General features: G+C 59.3%; 13 protein-coding genes. 2 read left to right on the forward strand and 11 right to left on the reverse strand.

Features of this window, described 5'->3' with window-relative positions; all coding sequences use genetic code 11:
- Nucleotides 1–65 precede the first annotated feature (65 nt).
- From TU81_RS26750 to TU81_RS26760, 3 genes are all read right to left on the reverse strand, one after another.
- Nucleotides 66–1589, reverse strand: a complete 1524-nt coding sequence (locus TU81_RS26750) for an autotransporter outer membrane beta-barrel domain-containing protein (protein ID WP_048397435.1) — start codon at nucleotides 1587–1589, stop codon at nucleotides 66–68.
- Between the two features lie 315 nt (nucleotides 1590–1904).
- Nucleotides 1905–2741: an amino acid ABC transporter permease gene (locus TU81_RS26755; RefSeq protein WP_038980546.1), complete on the reverse strand. Its 837-nt coding sequence runs from the start codon at nucleotides 2739–2741 to the stop codon at nucleotides 1905–1907.
- Complete coding sequence (locus tag TU81_RS26760; protein WP_038980548.1) at nucleotides 2738–3559, reverse strand: ABC transporter substrate-binding protein; 822 nt, start codon at nucleotides 3557–3559, stop codon at nucleotides 2738–2740. The genes TU81_RS26755 and TU81_RS26760 overlap by 4 nt, the downstream gene beginning before the upstream one ends.
- Before the next feature lie 112 nt (nucleotides 3560–3671).
- Between TU81_RS26760 and TU81_RS26765 the strand changes: the two genes are divergently transcribed.
- Complete coding sequence (locus tag TU81_RS26765; protein WP_048397437.1) at nucleotides 3672–4568, forward strand: homocysteine S-methyltransferase family protein; 897 nt, start codon at nucleotides 3672–3674, stop codon at nucleotides 4566–4568.
- Nucleotides 4569–4683: 115 nt separating this feature from the next.
- On the opposite strand, the gene TU81_RS26770 is transcribed toward TU81_RS26765, so the two are convergent.
- Genes TU81_RS26770 through TU81_RS26780 form a run of 3 tightly spaced genes read right to left on the reverse strand, consistent with a single transcriptional unit; the run spans nucleotide 4684 to nucleotide 6452 of the window.
- Complete coding sequence (locus TU81_RS26770) at nucleotides 4684–5355, reverse strand: GNAT family N-acetyltransferase (protein ID WP_048397440.1); 672 nt, start codon at nucleotides 5353–5355, stop codon at nucleotides 4684–4686.
- A gap of 17 nt (nucleotides 5356–5372) precedes the next feature.
- A complete protein-coding gene (locus TU81_RS26775; RefSeq protein WP_038980554.1) occupies nucleotides 5373–5819 on the reverse strand; it encodes a GNAT family N-acetyltransferase in 447 nt (148 codons plus the stop codon).
- Nucleotides 5820–5828: 9 nt separating this feature from the next.
- Entirely contained in the window at nucleotides 5829–6452 is a 624-nt protein-coding gene (locus tag TU81_RS26780) for an FMN-binding negative transcriptional regulator (protein ID WP_038980555.1), read from the reverse strand.
- Between the two features lie 90 nt (nucleotides 6453–6542).
- On the opposite strand from TU81_RS26780, the gene pdxR reads away from it, so the two are divergent.
- Nucleotides 6543–8093, forward strand: a complete 1551-nt coding sequence (gene pdxR, locus TU81_RS26785; protein ID WP_048397442.1) for a MocR-like pyridoxine biosynthesis transcription factor PdxR — start codon at nucleotides 6543–6545, stop codon at nucleotides 8091–8093.
- Nucleotides 8094–8111: 18 nt separating this feature from the next.
- On the opposite strand, the gene TU81_RS26790 is transcribed toward pdxR, so the two are convergent.
- From TU81_RS26790 to TU81_RS26810, 5 genes are all read right to left on the reverse strand, one after another.
- A complete protein-coding gene (locus tag TU81_RS26790; protein WP_048397444.1) occupies nucleotides 8112–12689 on the reverse strand; it encodes a dermonecrotic toxin domain-containing protein in 4578 nt (1525 codons plus the stop codon).
- A 150-nt stretch (nucleotides 12690–12839) separates the two neighbouring features.
- The gene (locus TU81_RS26795; protein WP_048397446.1) at nucleotides 12840–13955 is read right to left on the reverse strand and encodes a polyamine ABC transporter substrate-binding protein; all 1116 of its coding nucleotides are present in this window, start codon (nucleotides 13953–13955) and stop codon (nucleotides 12840–12842) included.
- 12 nt (nucleotides 13956–13967) lie between these two features.
- Nucleotides 13968–14999, reverse strand: coding sequence for a histone deacetylase family protein (locus tag TU81_RS26800; RefSeq protein WP_048397447.1), 1032 nt, complete (start codon nucleotides 14997–14999; stop codon nucleotides 13968–13970).
- A gap of 262 nt (nucleotides 15000–15261) precedes the next feature.
- Complete coding sequence (locus TU81_RS26805) at nucleotides 15262–16260, reverse strand: AraC family transcriptional regulator (protein ID WP_038980563.1); 999 nt, start codon at nucleotides 16258–16260, stop codon at nucleotides 15262–15264.
- Nucleotides 16261–16499: 239 nt separating this feature from the next.
- The gene (locus tag TU81_RS26810) at nucleotides 16500–17504 is read right to left on the reverse strand and encodes an asparaginase (RefSeq protein ID WP_048397448.1); all 1005 of its coding nucleotides are present in this window, start codon (nucleotides 17502–17504) and stop codon (nucleotides 16500–16502) included.
- Between the last annotated feature and the right edge of the window lie 46 nt (nucleotides 17505–17550).

The raw sequence follows: 17550 nt of genomic DNA on the forward strand, positions 1-17550 counted from the left end.
TCGACTGACACTCCGCATTCGCGAGCAAGGTATTGCACTGAATCAGTGAATATGAGGCGAGTTCATCAGAACGCTATCCGCCACTGTCCCATTACGCCATGAGTGCGGCTGTCACTGCCGATCTCGCCGGTAAGGCCCACACCCAGCGTGTGGTTGGCCGAGAGCCCCAGGTCGAGCCCGGCATCAAGCGACAGGCTGTCGCGATCAAACGCTGCCCCGGCGATGTCGAAACGTTTCCCGCCCTTGACAAACTGTTGGCGCGTTTCGCTGCCGAGCTCGCCGTAGATGTGTTTCCAGCCGGCGCTGACTCGCGGTGTCAGGCGCATGCCGTTGTCCAGTGAGTTCAGCTTCGCCGCGCGCAGGCCGAAGGTGCTGCTGAAATTGTCTTGGGTTTGCCCATAGACTTTCAGCGCTGCATCGCCACCTTTTTCGGTGTGGTTGTCACGCTGGTAGCGTTGATAGCCGACGCTGGCGAATGGCTCGACCGTCACATTGTTGCGGCCCAGATTGAAGCCCGCTTCGGCGAAGGCCTGCTGGGTGTTGGCGTCATAGCTGCCTTTGAGGCGGTCGTTGAATCCGTTGAATGCAACCCGACGTTTGCTGCTGCCTTCATGGCTGGCGTAGGTAGCACCGAGACGCAGCACTAATGGGCCGTCCTGGCGCAACGCATAAGCACCCAGGTGCCAACTGTCGAGATCGCCGTCGAATTGCCGGGCTTCGAGTTTCGTTTGTGATTTTCCGCCCATCACCCCGACTTGCCATTGCTCGTCGAGCCGCCAGTCGGCGCCCAGAACGAGGCCTTGGGTGGAGTGTTTCAGCGTGTTGTCGAAGTCGCTCTCGACTTTGCCGCCATTGCCCAACGCCTGAAGCCAGACGCGGCTGCTGTTTTCACTGCCAGTGGCAAGGCGTGGAGCTTTGTCGGAGAAAGTGCCCGTGCCGTTATCCAGCTGACGCATGGCTGAGAGCATGCTGGCGCTGACGGGGCTGACACTGCTTAAAGTTGCTTTTGCGAGGTTGGCGTTGCTACTTGCGGCCAATTGTTCAATGGCGATGGAGGCATTGGCCTTGTTGCTGGCCAGTAGCGCGCCGATGGCGGCGTTGGCGATCACGGTTTTGGGGGTGTCTACACTGCGGGCCAGGGCCTGCGCGCTGGCAGAGGTGGCAACCGTCTCGAGCGGTACATCGTTGCGGGTCAGCGCCACTTGAGTGTCATTATAGGAAGCCTCTGGCGTCATGAATGCCAGATTACTGGTGACTTGTCCGAACTCATCTTCAACATTTCCGGTATTCAGCACGGTTTGGACGGTGCTTTGGGCGTGGTTGCCGGGAAGAACAACAACATTCATACCTGCGTTACTTGGTGTGGCCGTAGCCTCGACCTTAAGCGCTGAAGCGCCTACGGTGGCCTCTTCAAACACACTGCCAGGGGGGGCTACAGGTTTGGTGGCTTTTTTTCGGGTTTTGGTGGGCTTTACGTCGGCGTCGACTTGAGGCTCCAGTTGCTGGGCCAGGGAGAACTCTGCACAACCAGCTGCAAGTGCAATGGCCAGGACAAGGTGGTGGGGTTTGTATTTATGTTGAATGGGCATCGAGTACGGCCTCTTTTGAAAGGAGGCCAAACTCTAAGAGGGAGGCTATAGGTGCCGATGTCAGCTGCTTCCGACGGGCTTGCGGGGAGTGTCAGATGGTTGTGTAGAAAATGGCCAGCCGCTTGAGACCGGCTGATTTTATCTGTTCGCGCTGATGCTTTTTCTTACATCGAATCAAGATACGGGGGCTATCGCATCTTCAAAAAAACGTATCTGCCGCACGTTAAAGATCAAAAGATCGCAGCTTTCGGCAGCTCCTGCAGGGGGGGCACGTTGACTCCAGGTAGGAGCTGCCGAAGGCTGCGATCTTTTGGCCTAACTACGGTTCAAATACGCCTTCCCATAATGCCGCTCCATCCGCGCCTGAATCAGCTCCAATCCAATCGACATCAACCAATAAATAATCGCCGCCGTCGTCAGCATCTCGATGTAGCGATAGCTCGAACGCCCATACGATTGCGCCAGGAACATCACTTCCCAGACCCCCATCACCGAAATCAGTGACGAGTCTTTGAGCATCGAGATGAATTGGTTGGTGGTTGGCGGGATGATGGTGCGCATGGCTTGGGGCAGGGTGACGCGCCAGAAGATCACGGTTTCGCGCATGCCCAGGGCCAATGATGCTTCGCGTTGGCCGTGGGGGACGCCGAGGATGCCGGCGCGGAAGATTTCGCTCAGGTAGGCGCCGTAGTTCAGCGACAGGGCGATGATGCCGGCGGCAATGGCGCCGGGCACGATGCCGAGTTGTGGCAGGCCGAGGTAGATCAGCAGAATCTGGATCAGCAGCGGTGTACCGCGAAAGAACGAGGCATAGAAGCTCGCGATACCGAACGCCACCGCGCTTTTCGACAGCCGCGCCAAAGCGGTGATGAAGCCCAGCAGCGATGACGTCACAATCGAGCACAGGCACAAAAACAACGTCAGCGCTGCGCCTTGCAGAAAGCCGTTGGGTGCCAGGTGCAGGCCGATCAGGTTCGGCAGTTTGTCGAGGATGATCGAGAACTTCAGGTCGAAGCTCAGGAAGAAACTTGCGAACAAGCTGAACATCGCCGCCCAGGTCAGGTACAGCCGCGTACGGAAGCCGAAGACCCGCTGCAGCAATGACTCAGCCACTGGTTGCGGCGGCTGAGGAGGTTTGGGGAAAGAGGTCATTTGCTGATGTCGGCGCCGATCCATTTTTGCGACAGTTTGCTCAGAGTTCCGTCTTGTTTCAACTGAGCGAAAACTTCACGCACTTTGCTGTTCCACTGGGTGTCGCCTTTTTCGATGGCCACCGAGTTCGGCTCCGAGTACAGCGGCTGGCCGGCGAGTTTGAAGCGCTTGTCTTCGTTCAGGCGTGGTTGGGCGGTGACAAGGTTGGTGATAATCGCGTCCAGACGCACGCCAGCGCCCAGGCCCAAATCCTGGAACGCGACGTTGTCGGTGTCATACGGGGCGATCTGCACATTCTCGAACGGGTATTGCAGTTGGGTGTCTTCGGCGCCTTCGATCACCAGGTTTTTGTTCAGGTAGCTTTCATAGCTGGAGGCGCTGGTGAGGCCGACTTTCTTGCCGCTCAGGTCCTTGGCGCTGTGAATGCTGTCGTTCTTGGCGTTGACCACAATCACCGCAGGGGAGGCGTAGTACTCGACCGGGAAGTCGAAGACTTCAGCGCGGGCTTTGCTCGGGGTCATGGAGCAGATGCAGATGTCGTAACGCCCGCTCCAGCGGCCGGCGGCGATCACATCCCAGGACGGCGTTTCGAGGCGCAGCTTGACGCCCAGTTTGTCCGCCACGGCCTTGGCCACGTCGACGTCGAAGCCGTCGAGCTGGTTCTGGTCGTTGAGGAATGAGAAGGGCGGATAGCTTTCCATCAACACGCCTACCAGTTCTTTCTTTTGCTCGATGCGATCCAGGGTGGCGCCCGCAAAGGCTTGAGTGGAGGCAGCCAGAATCGTCAGGCCCAGGGCCAGCAGTGGTTGAAATTTCACAGTTGATCCCTGAAAAAAAAGAGGTTGTTATTAACCGGGTGGTGCGTATTAAATAGTTATAAGAACGACTCTGATAGTGAGTTATTTTCATAAGCTTATGAGTGAAAAGCATATGGGCGCAGGGACGGTAATTCTAGATGGTGGCATGGGTCGTGAGCTGCAACGCCGAGGGGCGCCTTTCAGGCAGCCCGAGTGGTCGGCGCTGGCCTTGAGCGAAGCGCCGCAAGCGGTGGAGGCGGTGCACGCGGCTTATATCGAAAGCGGTGCCAGCGTGATCACCAGCAACAGTTATGCGGTGGTACCGTTCCATATTGGCGAAGAGCGTTTTGCCGCTGAGGGCCAGGCGCTTGCAGCATTGGCCGGGGAGTTGGCCCGTCGTGCAGTCGATGCGGCGGGCAAACCGGTGCGCGTGGCCGGTTCATTGCCGCCGTTGTTCGGCTCCTATCGCCCGGACCTGTTCGATGCTGCGCGGGTGACTGAACTGCTGGCGCCTCTGGTCAATGGCCTGGCGCCTCATGTCGACCTGTGGCTGGCCGAAACCCAGAGCTCGATTATCGAGGCACGGGCGATTCATGCCGGTCTGCCGAAGGACGGCAAGCCGTTCTGGCTGTCGTTTACCTTGAAGGATGAAGACACCGACGAAGTGCCGCGTCTGCGTTCCGGTGAGCCCGTGGCTGAGGCTGCCGCGGTGGCGGCTGAGTTGGGCGTCGAGACCTTGCTGTTCAACTGCAGCCAGCCGGAAGTGATCGGCGCTGCGATCGATGCGGCGCGGGAAACCTTCGAACGCCTGGGGGTGAAGATCCACATCGGCGCATACGCCAATGCCTTCCCGCCGCAGCCGAAAGAGGCCACGGCCAATGACGGTCTGGACCCGTTGCGCGACGATCTCGATCCGCCCGGCTACCTGCAATGGGCGGCCGATTGGCAGAAACGCGGGGCCAGCCATTTAGGCGGTTGCTGCGGGATCGGGCCGGAGCATATTGCGGTGTTGGCCCAGAAACTGGTTTGAAAGATCGTTCCCACGCGCAGCAAAGGAATGCATCCCGCGACGCTCTGCGTCGCCTTCCGGATCGAACGCAGAGCGTCCGTGGCTGCATTCCCACGCAGGAGCGTGGGAACGATCATCAGGTGCGGCACTCAACCAGAGTTTTCACCTGCCCCGATTCCGTCTGGTTCTCATCGGACAGCCACCGCTCGAACCCCGCGCCAATCGCCGGCCATTCCGAATCCAGAATCGAATACCACGCCGTGTCTCGGTTTTTACCCTTGACCACCATGTGTTGACGGAAAACCCCTTCAAAACTGAATCCCAACCGCTCTGCCGCATATTTGGAGCGGGCATTGCCGTTGTTGCATTTCCATTCCAGACGCCGGTAACCCAAGGCAAAGGATTCCCTGGCCAGCAGGTAAACCGCCTCGGTGCTTTTTGGCGAACGTTGCATCGCTGCGCCGAAGGTCACATGGCCGATCTCGATGCGACCCTGAGCAGGGACAATCGACATCAGGCTGAGGATGCCCTGCACATCGCCGCTGGCGCGGTCGATCACGGTGAAGAAATACGGGTCGCTGTTGGCCGCATGGTTGTTCAGCCAATCGTTGAAAGCGCTGCGCTCCGGGAAAGGCCCATAAGGCAAATAGTCCCAGAGTTTCGGATCCGAACCCGGGCCTTCCAGGGTTTTCCACAAGCCGTCGGCATGACGCGCCGGGTCAAGTTTTTCCAGGCGGATGAACCGCCCTTCGATCAGTTGCACCGAGGGCGGCGGAACACCTTTCCAGTCCGCGAGTGAAGTCGACATGCTGCTCTCCTTGAACCTTACAGGACGTTGCGAAACTGAATGAAACCGGGACGCTCGGCAATGCGCTCATAGAGCTGGATCGCGGTGGCGTTGGTTTCGTGGGTCAGCCAATGAACCTTGCAGCAGCCATCGGCCTTGGCCGTGGTGTAGACGAATTCGATCAGTTGCCGACCGACACCGGTGCCGCGGGTTTCGGGCGTCACCAGCAAGTCTTGCAGGTAGCAGGAGTTTTCGATGCTCCAGTTCGAGCGGTGGTAGATGAAATGCACCATGCCCACTGCTTTGCCATCGGCCCAGGCCAGCGCCCCATGGGTCGGTTCGCTCGGATCGAGCAGGCGCTGCCAGGTGCTCTGGGTGACTGCATCGGGCAATTCGGTGTTGTAGAAGCGCAAGTAGGCTTGCCACAACGGCAGCCAGGCAGTGTGATCGTCGGTGGTGACCTGGCGGATGTCGATCTGACTCATGTTGGTTCCTTAACGCATCAAGTGGGCGAGGGCCTGGTCGTGCACATCAGGGCTGGCGGCCAGCCCCTCGCGCACACCGGCGATGTCTGCAGCATTGCGGTTCTGGCTGAGCTTGCGTTTGCCCTCCAGACGCTGGATCGGCAAAGCAAAACCGACGATGGCCTTGAGCATGCCATCAATGTAGTCGGTGGGGGCGTCGGCGACTTTCCATGGATTGATGCGACCCGCTTCATGACGATCAGTCAGAGCGCTGACCAGAGTGCGCAGGCGATCGGCGTCGGTGAACACTTCGGCCATGCCATAGGCGTGCACGGCGACGTAGTTCCAGGTCGGCACGACTTTGCCGTGCTCGGCTTTGCTCGGGTAAAACCCCGGGCTGACGTAGGCATCGGCACCGGCAAAAATCACCAGCGCCTCGGCGCCGTTCTGCAAATCCCGCCATTGTGGATTGGCCCGGGCGAAGTGCCCGTAGAGAGTGCCATTCGGGCCTTGGTCAACATTCAGCAGCAGCGGCAGATGACTGGCTTGCAGACCTTGTTCACCGTGGGTGACCAAGACAGCAAGGCGAGTGCCGCGTATCTGCTGGTGCAGTTCATTCAAATCATCGATCGCGAAATTGCTGGGCGTGTACATGGAAATTTTCCTTGGCGAATGCGTTCATCCTAGGCAGGCTATTGGTCTGTTGTAAGAGCCATTAATGACCAATTTCATAGGTCCATTACCATGCCGAATCTGCCGCTCCCCTCGTCGTTCAATCCGGCGGGTATCGAACTCGACCGCCGTCAGGGCCTGAGTCGTCAGCTCTATCAAGCGCTGCGGGTGCGAGTGCTCGACGGACGATTGGTCAGCGGCACACGACTGCCGGCCAGTCGCGATCTGGCGGCGGCGTTATCGATTTCCCGCAACAGCGTGGTCCGTGCCTACGATCAGCTTTACGCTGAGGGCTTTATCGAGGGGCGTGTTGGCGACGGGACTTATGTCGCGCAATTGCCTCAAGCCGCGGTGCCGGTAAAAAAATTATCCACAAAAGTATCCACAGGGTTTTCAACAGGGTTACCCACAGCCTTATCCACAAATTGGCTGGATTTACCTGTGATTTCATCCAGTAAAGTTATCCACAGCGGTGCTTTGGGCCGGGTTGAAAAGAACCATTTGGCCTTGCCTCCCAGTGGTCCGCCTCGGGCATTTCGTGTTGGCGTTCCGGCCTTTGATCTATTTCCTTTCGAGGTCTGGGCCAAGCTGAACGCGGCTTTCTGGCGCAAGCCGGATTTGCAGCAACTGTGTTACGGCGACCCAGCGGGTGATGCACGATTGAGAGGGCTGATTGCTGCGTACTTGCGCAGCTCAAGGGGCATGCAGTGCTCGGCTGAGCAAATAGTGATCACCAGTGGCGCACAACAGGGGATTAGCCTTTGTGCACAGTTGCTGGTGGAGCCTGGAGATGGGGTGGGCATTGAAAATCCGGGGTATCGAGCGGCGGGTCATGCGTTCGCTGTAGCCGGTGCGCGATTGCACGGGATCGCGGTGGACAGCGAGGGCATTGATTGCACCCAATTGGCGGGGCTCAGCGATTGTCGATTGGCTTACGTCACACCGTCGCATCAGTACCCGACCGGGGTGGTCATGAGTCTGGCGCGACGTCTTGAATTGTTGGCCTGGGCCGAACGCACCCAAGGCTGGATCGTCGAGGACGACTACGATGGCGAATACCGCTACAGCGGCGCGCCACTGGCACCGTTGGCTGCACTCGATCGGCAGGGGCGGGTGCTGTATGTCGGCACCTTCGGCAAGGTCGCATTCCCGGCATTAAGACTGGGTTACCTGGTGTTGCCGCCCGGATTGGTTGATGCGTTCTCCCAGCGTCGTGCGGTGGACGTCCGGCATTCGGAGATCAGCACTCAAGCGGTAATGGCTGAGTTCATGGCGGCCGGGCACTTCCAGCGACACATCCGGCGTATGCGCCGTGCTGCGTTGAGTCGGCGTAACGTCTTGCTCAATGGCTGGCCTGTGGATATCCCGGGCGTCGGTAAGCTGCCCAGCGTAGCGGCCGGCCTGCACCTGACGGTATCAGTGAGCAGTGTGGCCCGAGAGCGCGAGTTGATTACCAAAGCGCAAAGCGTGGGCGTCGAGATTAATGGTCTGAGCACTTACTGGTTGCCCGACTCGCAAACACCGCTGGATCAGCGAGCCGGGCTGGTGCTGGGTTTTGCCGCGGTGCCAGAGCCGGCGATCGAAGCGGCTCTGGCCCGTTTGCGCAGGGCCTGGTGCGATTGAAAGGGCAGGTTTTTTGGTTTACGAGAAGAACAACGATTGCGCCAGTGAGCGACTGATCTCACTGCGGTGAATCGCAATGAGTTCCTGATTGCTGTGGGGATCACGCCATTCGTAGGCGCCTCCCAATCGTCGCTGATCCACCGTTTTCAAGTGCGCGGCGGTGAATGACGCCAAGGGATCGGCCGGGTTGGCGTAGTGAAAGTGGGCATACCACAGCACCTCCTGGGTTTGTTTGTCGAGAATCTCGTATTCCAGCAGATAGTCTTTGCGAGGCCCCTTGAGGCGGCGCTGCGTTGCCTTCGCAATCTCGATCTCGCTTTTGCCTTTGAGCCACTCGACCCGGGCAGCAGTGGGGGCTTGCTGTTTGGTCATGGCGATCCGGGTGCTTCGGCCCGTGGTGTAAAGCGCTTTAGCCGCGCTGTCGAGTTTGTTGCGCAATGTGGTGGCGGCAGCGGAGCGGCTTTCGCTGATATTACCGGCGCTCAAGGCCTGGTCGATTTTTTTCACCGCGTCGTTCAGTTGTTCGGCATGCAGGTAGTAGATCTCTTCGATCTCTGTCGGGATGCGCTGCGCCCGGTTGATGTGGGCTTCGGTGCGCCGCCTGAAAGCGGGCAACTCAGTGAGCAGGTTCTGCCCGGCTTGCGTACTTTTGGACAGGTCGGGAGTTGCCCTGGGCGGTGCCGGTGGTTTGGCCGGCACTCGTTCTACCCACACCCCCGGGGATTTTTCGTGGAAGGTGGCGATCACTTTTCCCGTCAGTGGAGCCACCACGTCGACGAAGTCTGTGTCCTGTCCGCGGGCGTCCTTGCGCGGCTTGCCGACCAGCGTGCCCTTGAAGCGGGTTTTGATGATCTTTTTCGCAGGGGCTGAAGACGATCTGGACGGACCGGGAACAGGATCAATCAGCCGTTGCTCTCGCAGCAGGTTCGACAATCGTTGCACAGTGTCCTGGCTGAACTCGGCGACACGTTTTTGCACTTGATCAAGCCGTTCCTGAATGAGTTGTTCCGGGTACTCGCTGGTAAGGTCGAGAAAACGCTGGTCGATGATTGCGAACTGCTCGGCCAGGTTGTTCAGGGCCTCAATCCGGTCACCGAGGTTGTGCAGGTTTTCATCTTCACTCAGATCCAGCGAGCTTTGAATATTCAGGGCTGCGTCTTCGATCAGGCTTTCCAGCCCCTGCCGTGCTTGTTCCAGAGTCTCTGTCGTACCGGGCTTGAGGCACAGCGCCTGCCCCAGGGTGATTTGCAGCAGCTTCAAATCCTGCAGATCAAAGGTCGGGAGCTTGGCTTTGGCACTGCGTGTGATCTCTGCGCCTTCCTTGCCCAGCAGGCTGAGTTCCTCGAAGCGCGATTGAGCGAATTCGAGTTTGTCGATGATGCCCTGCGTCTGGTCGGTCATTTTTTCGAAAGGCTCGGAACGCTCTTCCTGTGGCGTCGGGTTTTCCTTGTCGAGCAACTCCAGTGTGACCCCCAGACTGCTGCGGAACACTGGGTATTGCTCGTTGATCCAGGATTGCATCAGAAACAGCTGCAGCGTGATTCGGTCGAGCATGGCGGTGCGGTAATTGGGAATGGCTTCCAGGACGTTCAGAGACTTCAGGTTCTCGATATGGGCGCTGTACGCTTTCAACTGTGAGTCCAGTTCGTCGAGGAACCGTTGGCGTGCACTTTCGACGGCGTCAGGTGTGGCTGCCAGCATGGCTTGTCGGACACTGAAGAGCTGTGTTTTCTGGCCTTCAAGTGAGGCATCGAACGCGGCGATTTCTTCCTTCTTCTTGCGCAACCGCTCCTGATTTTCCCGCTGCACTTGCTTGCGTCGGCTTTTCAGACCTCCACCGCGTAATCGCAAGCGCAGATCGACGAACCACTCGCCCCGGACATTGCTCATCAGCAACGGCCCGCTGCGGGGAGGTTGTGGGCGTGAGTCGATGATTTGTACGTCCTCATGATCGTTGAGGATGACCTCGAACCAGCGCTCACCGACCTTGGCATACCACTGTTGACCGTGGGCGCGCAGGTGCTTGTGTGGCCCTTCGGTCATCGGTTCGGCGAGCCCTTGCGGGGCCGGGATCATCAGAGTGTCCAGAAATGATTCCAGCGCCGGTAGGGAACGTTGCAAGGCGCCGATGCCGTGAAGCGATGTTGCGTGGGTTTGTGGGAGTTCATGTGTGGGCAGGTCTGGCTGCCGGATAGCAGTGATTGGAGTTGATGGGGTTGATGGGGTTTTCTCTTCAACAGTGCGTGCCGTTACCGGACTGGCCGAAGGCGCAAGGCGCGGTTTTTTCCGAACGGCGGCGCGATGCGCCAGCACCATGCCCAGTGTCAGGAAGATATCGGCCAGTGCCGACCCTGCCAGCGATTCTTGCGGGTGTTCCTGGCTGTCGGCGACTTCTTGCAGATCATCCATGATTTGCCAGATCCACGCGGCCGTGCCGATGCCGCGCCCCAGAAACGGTAGCGCGGCATTGAAGATCATCCAGCCTCCGCGTTTGAGGGTGGCCCAGCGCGCCTCGGCATTGGAGACCGACTGGCGATCCGCCTGAGTGATCAACGCCCGGGCATTGGCCTTGAACAGGGTTGCTCGCACATCCTGCTCAATGACGTGTCCGCCCAGAACAACAGGCCCGGCCATTTGCGGCGAGACCGTAGGATCGATAAGCAACTGCGGCACCGTCCAGACCGAGGGCAAGGCGCCCGGAAATACATATTGCGAATAGTTGAAACGGACGCGGTCCGGTAGCCAGGCCAGAACCGATTGGCGCAACGATCTTGAATGGTGAATGGCATACAGCAGGTTGGCGCGGGACGGATATTGAAGCAGTGGCGGGTCGAGCAGCGGGCGATAGAGCAGGCACGGGCCCTTGTCCGGTATGCGCGGCTCGATCACGAACATATTGACGACCTCGTCGGCACTGGCGCCGGTATTTTTACCGGTGACGAAGGCCAGCGGGCGGATGACGATGTCCTGCCCATCGACCTGTCGATCGGCCGGCTCGCTGGCCAGGGCGGCAAGGACATACCGATAGCCTTGTTCATCAACATCCGCTTGTGCACGGATCTTGTTTTGCAGCGTCAGCAACGGCAGTTCAATGGCCAGTTGCCGGGTATAGAGCCGTTGCAGTGATGAGGCTTGCGCGGCGTCGTCGACCAGTCGGCGTTTGAGCATGGCCGGGTAGGTCGCACCGATGTTGACGGCGCTGATCAGCTTTTCCACGTAGTCGTAGGTCATCCAGGCCGGTACCGCCGTGCCGTTCTTGTAGCGGACGGTCTTGTTGCCCGGCGGCAGGCCGACCAGGTTCTGCAAGGCCAGTTCGACAAGGCTCAGGGTCAGGGTTTCGTTGTCGCCAGGGAAGACGAAGGTGCCCCAGACGGTAACGCTGGTAATGCTGATTTCGATGTCGTCGAGTTTCAGGTCAGTGCCATGCGGGTGCTTTTTGTTCAATTGCTCGGCCAATGCATTCAGGGTGAAGCGCTTAATGTCGGGGATTTCTCTTTGAAAGGTTTTTCCGCTGTTTTGTTGCTCGAATACCGCCAGATCCAGCAGGTGTCGGCTATAGCAGGTCTGATCTGCAGGCGATGCTTTTTCCAGCCATTGCGGCAATGCGTGTTCTATGTGATTGAACTGGGGTTTGAGGCGCTCCGGCGGTTCCTGATTGCCAGCACTGCCGGGTCGGGAAACAAGACCGGTTTCGCTGACGCTCTGGAAGAAATCGATGTAACCGATCGCCTCAGCTTCCAGTGCAATCAATGTGCAGGCCTGCTGATCGAAGTAGTTACCTTGCGGCTCGAACAACCGCCAGTAAAGGCCTGGGTTGGGTCCCGCTAGCACTTGCGTCAACGACTGCCCCAATGCGTCGAATGAGTCGAAGCGTTGAAAGCCTTGGGTGATTGAATGCGTCAGGATCAGCGTTCGATTGCCGAGCGTGCCGATCAGCACGGCGGTATCGAGGACACTCAGGTGCTTGCGGTCAGTCGCCTCGCCGAGGTCGATATCGATCAGGCAGGCGCGGGTCTTGTACTTGTCACCCGAAAGACGCCGGGCCTTGTCCGGTTCATTGAAGACGGCCCGCGCCATGGCCCGTTGATCGGCGTCCCAGCCGTTGTCTTCGGCGATATTCCACTGGTTGCGCAAGGTATCCGACAGCAGGTACCAGCGAGGGTGGTCGGGTGTGACGGGATCGTTCCAGTAGTCCACCTGATTTTCCTGATAGGCGGTAAACAGCACGGGTGCGAGTTCATTGAGCAGGCAACCGATCGCATCGATTTTTACCGGAAGCTGGATCGCCGGCTCGACGCCCGGCTTCAGCGTCAGGAAATGTTCGCCGTCGATGTAAGTCACCGCGTCTCCAGACAAGGCGAGACGTACGAGCACATCGGTGAGGGATTCGAAACGAGGATCGCCATGGGTAATCTGTTGGTCGTTGATGATCCAGCCGGGGGTGACAACCAGGGTCAAGGCCGGGTCGATGCTCAGTTGCGGATAGAGCGGGTCAAACACGGAACGCAATAAGGTCGAAGCAACCTCGTTGATCGAGGGGCCGCTGACTAATAGGGTCAGTACGTCAACTGCACTGGGGGCGGAGGGGTCGGACATGGTCATTTCCTTCTCTGACGGCTGAGGTCGCTGTTCACGAACAGCGACGGGTCAGGGCAAGGTATTGGGGCGACGATGACGGGTGGCGGTAGATAAATATCGCAGACAAAAAAAGACCCGCGCTGGCGCGGGTCTTTGGTTTTCACGGTTTCAAGTGCCGGACTTGATCTTGGTCCAGGCGCGGGTCCGTGCCCGTTCGGCATCACGAGGCAACGGTTGCAGGGTGTAGAGCGTGCTCATCGCCGCTTCGGTCGGGTACAGGTTCGGGTTGTTGCGGATCGCCGGGTCGACCATTTCCGTGGCGTCCTTGTTCGGGTTCGGGTAGCCGACGAAGTCGCTGACTGGCGCGATTACTTGGGGTTGCAGCAAGTAGTTTATGAAGGTGTAGGCGTCTTCCGGGTTTTTCGCGCCTTTGGGGATCGCCAGCATGTCGAACCAGATCGGCGCGCCTTCTTTGGGCAGGCGCATGTCGACGATTACGCCATTCTTGGCTTCCTTGGCGCGGTTGGCGGCCTGGGAGAAGCTGCCGGAATAACCGACTGCGACGCAGATGTCACCGTTGGCAATATCGGCCATGTACTTGGACGAATGGAAGTAGGTGATGTACGGACGAATCTTCATCAGCAGCGCTTCAGCCTTGGCGTAGTCCGCCGGCTTCTTGCTGTTGGGGTCCAGGCCCAGGTGCTGCAGGGCCAGCGGCAGGATCTCTGACGGCGAGTCGAGCAGGGCCACGCCGCACTGCTTGAGCTTGCTGATGTTCTCTTCCTTGAAGATCAGGTCCCAGCTGTCCACCGGCGCGTTATCGCCTAACGCTGCTTTGACCTTGTCCGGGTTGAAGCCGATCAGGATGGTCCCGTACATGTACGGCACGGCGAATTTGTTGCCCGGGTCGTTGGCTTCGATCAGCTTCATCAGCTTCGGATCGAGGTGGTTCGAGTTCGGCAGTTTGCTGCGGTCCAGTGGCTGGAACACCCCGGCTTCGATCTGCTTGGCGAGGAACACGTTGGACGGCACCACCACGTCGTAGCCGGAGTTGCCGGTCAGCAACTTGGCCTCCAGCGCTTCGTTGGTGTCGAAGATGTCGTAGACCAGTTTGGTCTGGGTGTTCTGGGTCTTGAAATCTTCCAGCGCCTTGGGGGTGATGTAGTCGAACCAGTTGTACACCCGCAAGGTACGTTCTTCAGCGTGAACGGCACCACTGAGCAGCGTGGCGCATAGCACTGTGGGCAAGAGCGCTGGCGCGATAAAACGCTTGAGTCGGTTCATTGTTCTAATTCCTCATTGGGCGCTTTCAAAACCTTCGAGAACGTTCACGGCATTGATGCCGATTTCTTCCACCGCGTAACCGCCTTCCATCACGAACAGCGTCGGCTTGCCGAGGCCCGCGATGCGCGCGCCCATCGCCAGGTAATCCGGGCTGTCGAGTTTGAACTGGGAGATCGGGTCGTCCTTGAACGTATCGACACCCAGGGACACGACGACGATGTCGGCGCCGTACTTTTCGATCTCTTTGCAGGCCTGCTCCAGCGCTGCGCTCCAACGGTCCCAGCCTGAACCGGCGGGCAAAGGGTAGTTGAAGTTGAACCCTTCACCTGCGCCTTCACCGTGTTCGTCTTCGTAACCGAGGAAGAACGGAAACTCGGCTTGCGGATGGCCATGGATCGAGGTGAACAGCACGTCGCTGCGTTCGTAGAAAATCGATTGGGTGCCGTTGCCGTGGTGGTAATCGACATCGAGGATCGCGACCTTTTTGTGGCCTTGATCGAGGAATGCCTGAGCAGCGATGGCGGCGTTGTTGAGGTAGCAATAACCGCCCATCAAATCGCTGGCGGCATGGTGTCCCGGTGGACGGCACAAGGCGAAAGCACTGCGAGCACCGCGCTGGATTTGCGCCTGCGCGGTCAACGCCACTTGCGCCGCGCTATACGCCGCTTGCCAGGTGCCGGCGGTAATCGGTGCGCCGCCGTCGAAGCTGTAATAGCCGAGCTGGCCGTGCAGGCTAGTGGGCATGATCCGGCGCAAGGTGCGGGCCGGCCAAGTGTAGGGCAGCAAGTCGCCGTCGGTATTGAACTCGGTCCAGCGCGCCCAGGCCCCTTTGAAGAAGTCGAGGTAATCGCGGCTGTGGATGCGCTGAATCGGCTCTAGACCGAAATCCTGCGGCGACTCGACCGGGCCCAGATGGCGGGACTGTACGCGTGCCAGCACATGGTCGGCCCGCGAGGGCATTTCGAAGCAGGGCATCAATTGCCCGTCCATCAATTCACAACGGCCGTGATGCAAGTGGTGATCGTCCGAGTAGATCGTCAGCATTCTTGTTCTCCGCAGGCTGATTCGGTTGCATACAGTCTTGCGGCGGGCGGCGTTTGGGAGAACGGCAGGAAAGGCCAAAAGGGGATTGATATGGCCAAAAGATTTGACCGAAATTCGCCCCTTGATCGCACGCCGATGCTTCAACATTGGGCATGGAATGCCGAACCTGTGGGAGCGGGCTTGCCCGCGAAAGCGGTGGTCCGGTCAATGGAGATGCGTCGAATGTACTGGCCTCTTCGCGGGCAAGCCCGCTCCCACAGGGTTATCGGTGTGGCCTGAACTGGCTCGGCGCCACACCACTCCAGCGCACAAACGCATGTCGGAAGCTCGCGGTCTCGCTGAACCCCAACGCCTCGGCAATCCGGTAGATCGGCAATTGATCTTCGCAGAGCATTCGCTTGGCCTGCTCGAAGCGCAACTCATCGAGCAATTCCTGATAGCTGCAGCCCAAGTCCTTTAGATGTCGGCGCAAAGTCCGCGCCGAACAATTCATTTGTTCCGCCAACCCTTCAAGCCCGGGCGCCGCGTTGAGTTGTGCGGCGAGTAGTTGGCGGATACGCCCGAGCCAGGCCTGGCGCCCGGTGAATTCGGTGTTTTGCTTGCGGCAACGTTCGGCCATGGCCTGATGGGTGATGGCGTCGGCCAGAGGCAGGGGTTGTTCGAGCCAGTGTTTGTCGAAAGCAAAGGCATTGGACACCGCATCGAACTGCAAGGGGCAGTCGAAACGCTCGGTGTAGTGCGCCTGATAGTCAGGCGCCGGGTGTTCGAAGCGGGCGCCGAGCAGAGGCAGAGGGTGGCCAAGCAAGTCTTCGCAGGTGACTTTCATCGAAACCAGGCAAAACTCGACATTGAATGGTGCCAGCGCCGGATTTTCCCGATAGTCGCCTGCGGTGAGCCAGATGCGCTCGTCCTCTTCTTCCAGGCTCAACTCGAACAGTGTTCCCAATAGCGCCGGATAGTGCAGCGCCAATCGCAACGCGTCACCTAAAGTGGCGCTGGTGAGTAAGGCGTACCCGAGCATGCCGTAGGACGAGACGTGCATCCGCCGACCCAGCTCCAGGCCGATATCGCGACGTAATGCGACGGCGTTGGCGCAAACCAGCATCTCTTGGTTGGTGGTGATGCGCGTGTCCGCCCGGCTCAAATCCGCCGCGCTGATGCCGCTGCCAGCCAATAACGCTTCGCTGGACAGGCCTTCGGCCTTGAAGGTGTTGAGCACCAGAGAGACGGCATTGAGGGTGGTGAGGTGGGAGTGGAGCATGGGTAGTTCCAGCCGTTAAGTAGCCGGAGGCGAGCAAGTTATATGCCCAACGACGATCCTGTGGGAGCGGGCTTTTTGTGGCGAGGGGGCTTGCCCCCGTTCGGCTGCGAAGCAGTCGTAAATGGGTGCCGCGCATTAACTGAAGAGCGCGCCTACTGGCTCTTGGGGAGCGCTTCGCACTCCAACGGGGGCAAGCCCCCTCGCCACAAGAGCCCGCTCCCACAGGGTTTTGTGATTTGTCAGCTCAGTTCGCCGCACAGGTCGAGTTCAACCAGTCGCCGAACTTCAGTGGTCTCAAGCCCTGCACCCAGCAGTCCATGCAACTTGCCAAACGCCGCCTCGCGAGTCATGCCGCCACCGGACAACACCCCGGCGTCACGCAAGCGGCTACCGGCCTCGTATACGTCGAGCTGCACACCACCTTCATGACATTGCGTCACCGCGACCACCACCACACCTTTGTCCCGCGCCCGTTCCAGGCTGACGACAAACTCGGGGTTGTCGCTCGGCCCGGTACCGCTGCCATAACATTCCAGTACCAGACCCTGAATACCGCTGTTGAGCAGGCCATCCAGTTGATCGGCACCGATGCCCGGGAACAGCGGCAGCACCGCGACCTTCGCCAGCTGTTTAGGCTGGTTGTAGTTCAGCTGCGCCGGCACGGAAGTCGCCTTCACGCCGCCGCCCTGACGCTCCAGCCGCTTGAACGGATGACGGCCGAAGCTGCGAACCTTGGCGCACCGGGTCGGGTCGAGCAGTTCTCCGTGGAAGTACAGATGAACGCCCGGTGCCAGGCCTTGGCCAAGAGCAACCAATGCACCGCTGAGGTTTTCCCAGGCATCGCTGTCGGCTACGCCGGCCGGCAGCATGGAGCCGGTGAACACAACGCGGGCATGCAGGCCGAGCAGCTGAAAGCTTATGGCTGCGGCGCTGTAGGCCAGGGTGTCGGTGCCATGCAGGATTAACACGCTGTCGCAGCCCTGGACATCAACGGCGTCGACCACTGCTTCACGCAGTTGCTGCCAGTAGGCGGGCGTCATGTTGGCGCTGTCGATCAGCGGCGCCATCTCGCGAAAGCGCCACTGCGGCACCACCAGCTCAGGCTGGCTGTGCAGATACTCGCGCATCCGCGATTCGAAACCGGACGCTGGCGCCAAGCCGTGGGCACTGGCTTGCATACCGATGGTGCCGCCGGTGTAGAGCACCATGACGTGCTGGGCAGCAGGAAAAGTCGAGGAATTCATGGAGGTTCTCCGAAAACGATGTGGGAGCGAGCCTGCTCGCGATGGC

The organism is Pseudomonas lini (assembly GCF_001042905.1).
Taxonomy (GTDB): Bacteria; Pseudomonadota; Gammaproteobacteria; order Pseudomonadales; family Pseudomonadaceae; genus Aquipseudomonas; species Aquipseudomonas lini.

Bases quoted from the DNA above. Each gene is read 5' to 3' on its own strand.
- TU81_RS26795 (WP_048397446.1), bottom strand. From the start codon at position 13,955: ATGAACCGACTCAAGCGTTTTATCGCGCCAGCGCTCTTGCCCACAGTG.
- TU81_RS26775 (WP_038980554.1), bottom strand. From the start codon at position 5,819: ATGAGTCAGATCGACATCCGCCAGGTCACCACCGACGATCACACTGCC.
- TU81_RS26780 (WP_038980555.1), bottom strand. From the start codon at position 6,452: ATGTACACGCCCAGCAATTTCGCGATCGATGATTTGAATGAACTGCAC.
- TU81_RS26805 (WP_038980563.1), bottom strand. From the start codon at position 16,260: ATGCTCCACTCCCACCTCACCACCCTCAATGCCGTCTCTCTGGTGCTC.
- TU81_RS26810 (WP_048397448.1), bottom strand. From the start codon at position 17,504: ATGAATTCCTCGACTTTTCCTGCTGCCCAGCACGTCATGGTGCTCTAC.
- TU81_RS26765 (WP_048397437.1), top strand. From the start codon at position 3,672: ATGGGCGCAGGGACGGTAATTCTAGATGGTGGCATGGGTCGTGAGCTG.
- TU81_RS26770 (WP_048397440.1), bottom strand. From the start codon at position 5,355: ATGTCGACTTCACTCGCGGACTGGAAAGGTGTTCCGCCGCCCTCGGTG.
- TU81_RS26790 (WP_048397444.1), bottom strand. From the start codon at position 12,689: ATGTCCGACCCCTCCGCCCCCAGTGCAGTTGACGTACTGACCCTATTA.
- TU81_RS26750 (WP_048397435.1), bottom strand. From the start codon at position 1,589: ATGCCCATTCAACATAAATACAAACCCCACCACCTTGTCCTGGCCATT.
- TU81_RS26755 (WP_038980546.1), bottom strand. From the start codon at position 2,741: ATGACCTCTTTCCCCAAACCTCCTCAGCCGCCGCAACCAGTGGCTGAG.
- TU81_RS26800 (WP_048397447.1), bottom strand. From the start codon at position 14,999: ATGCTGACGATCTACTCGGACGATCACCACTTGCATCACGGCCGTTGT.
- pdxR (WP_048397442.1), top strand. From the start codon at position 6,543: ATGCCGAATCTGCCGCTCCCCTCGTCGTTCAATCCGGCGGGTATCGAA.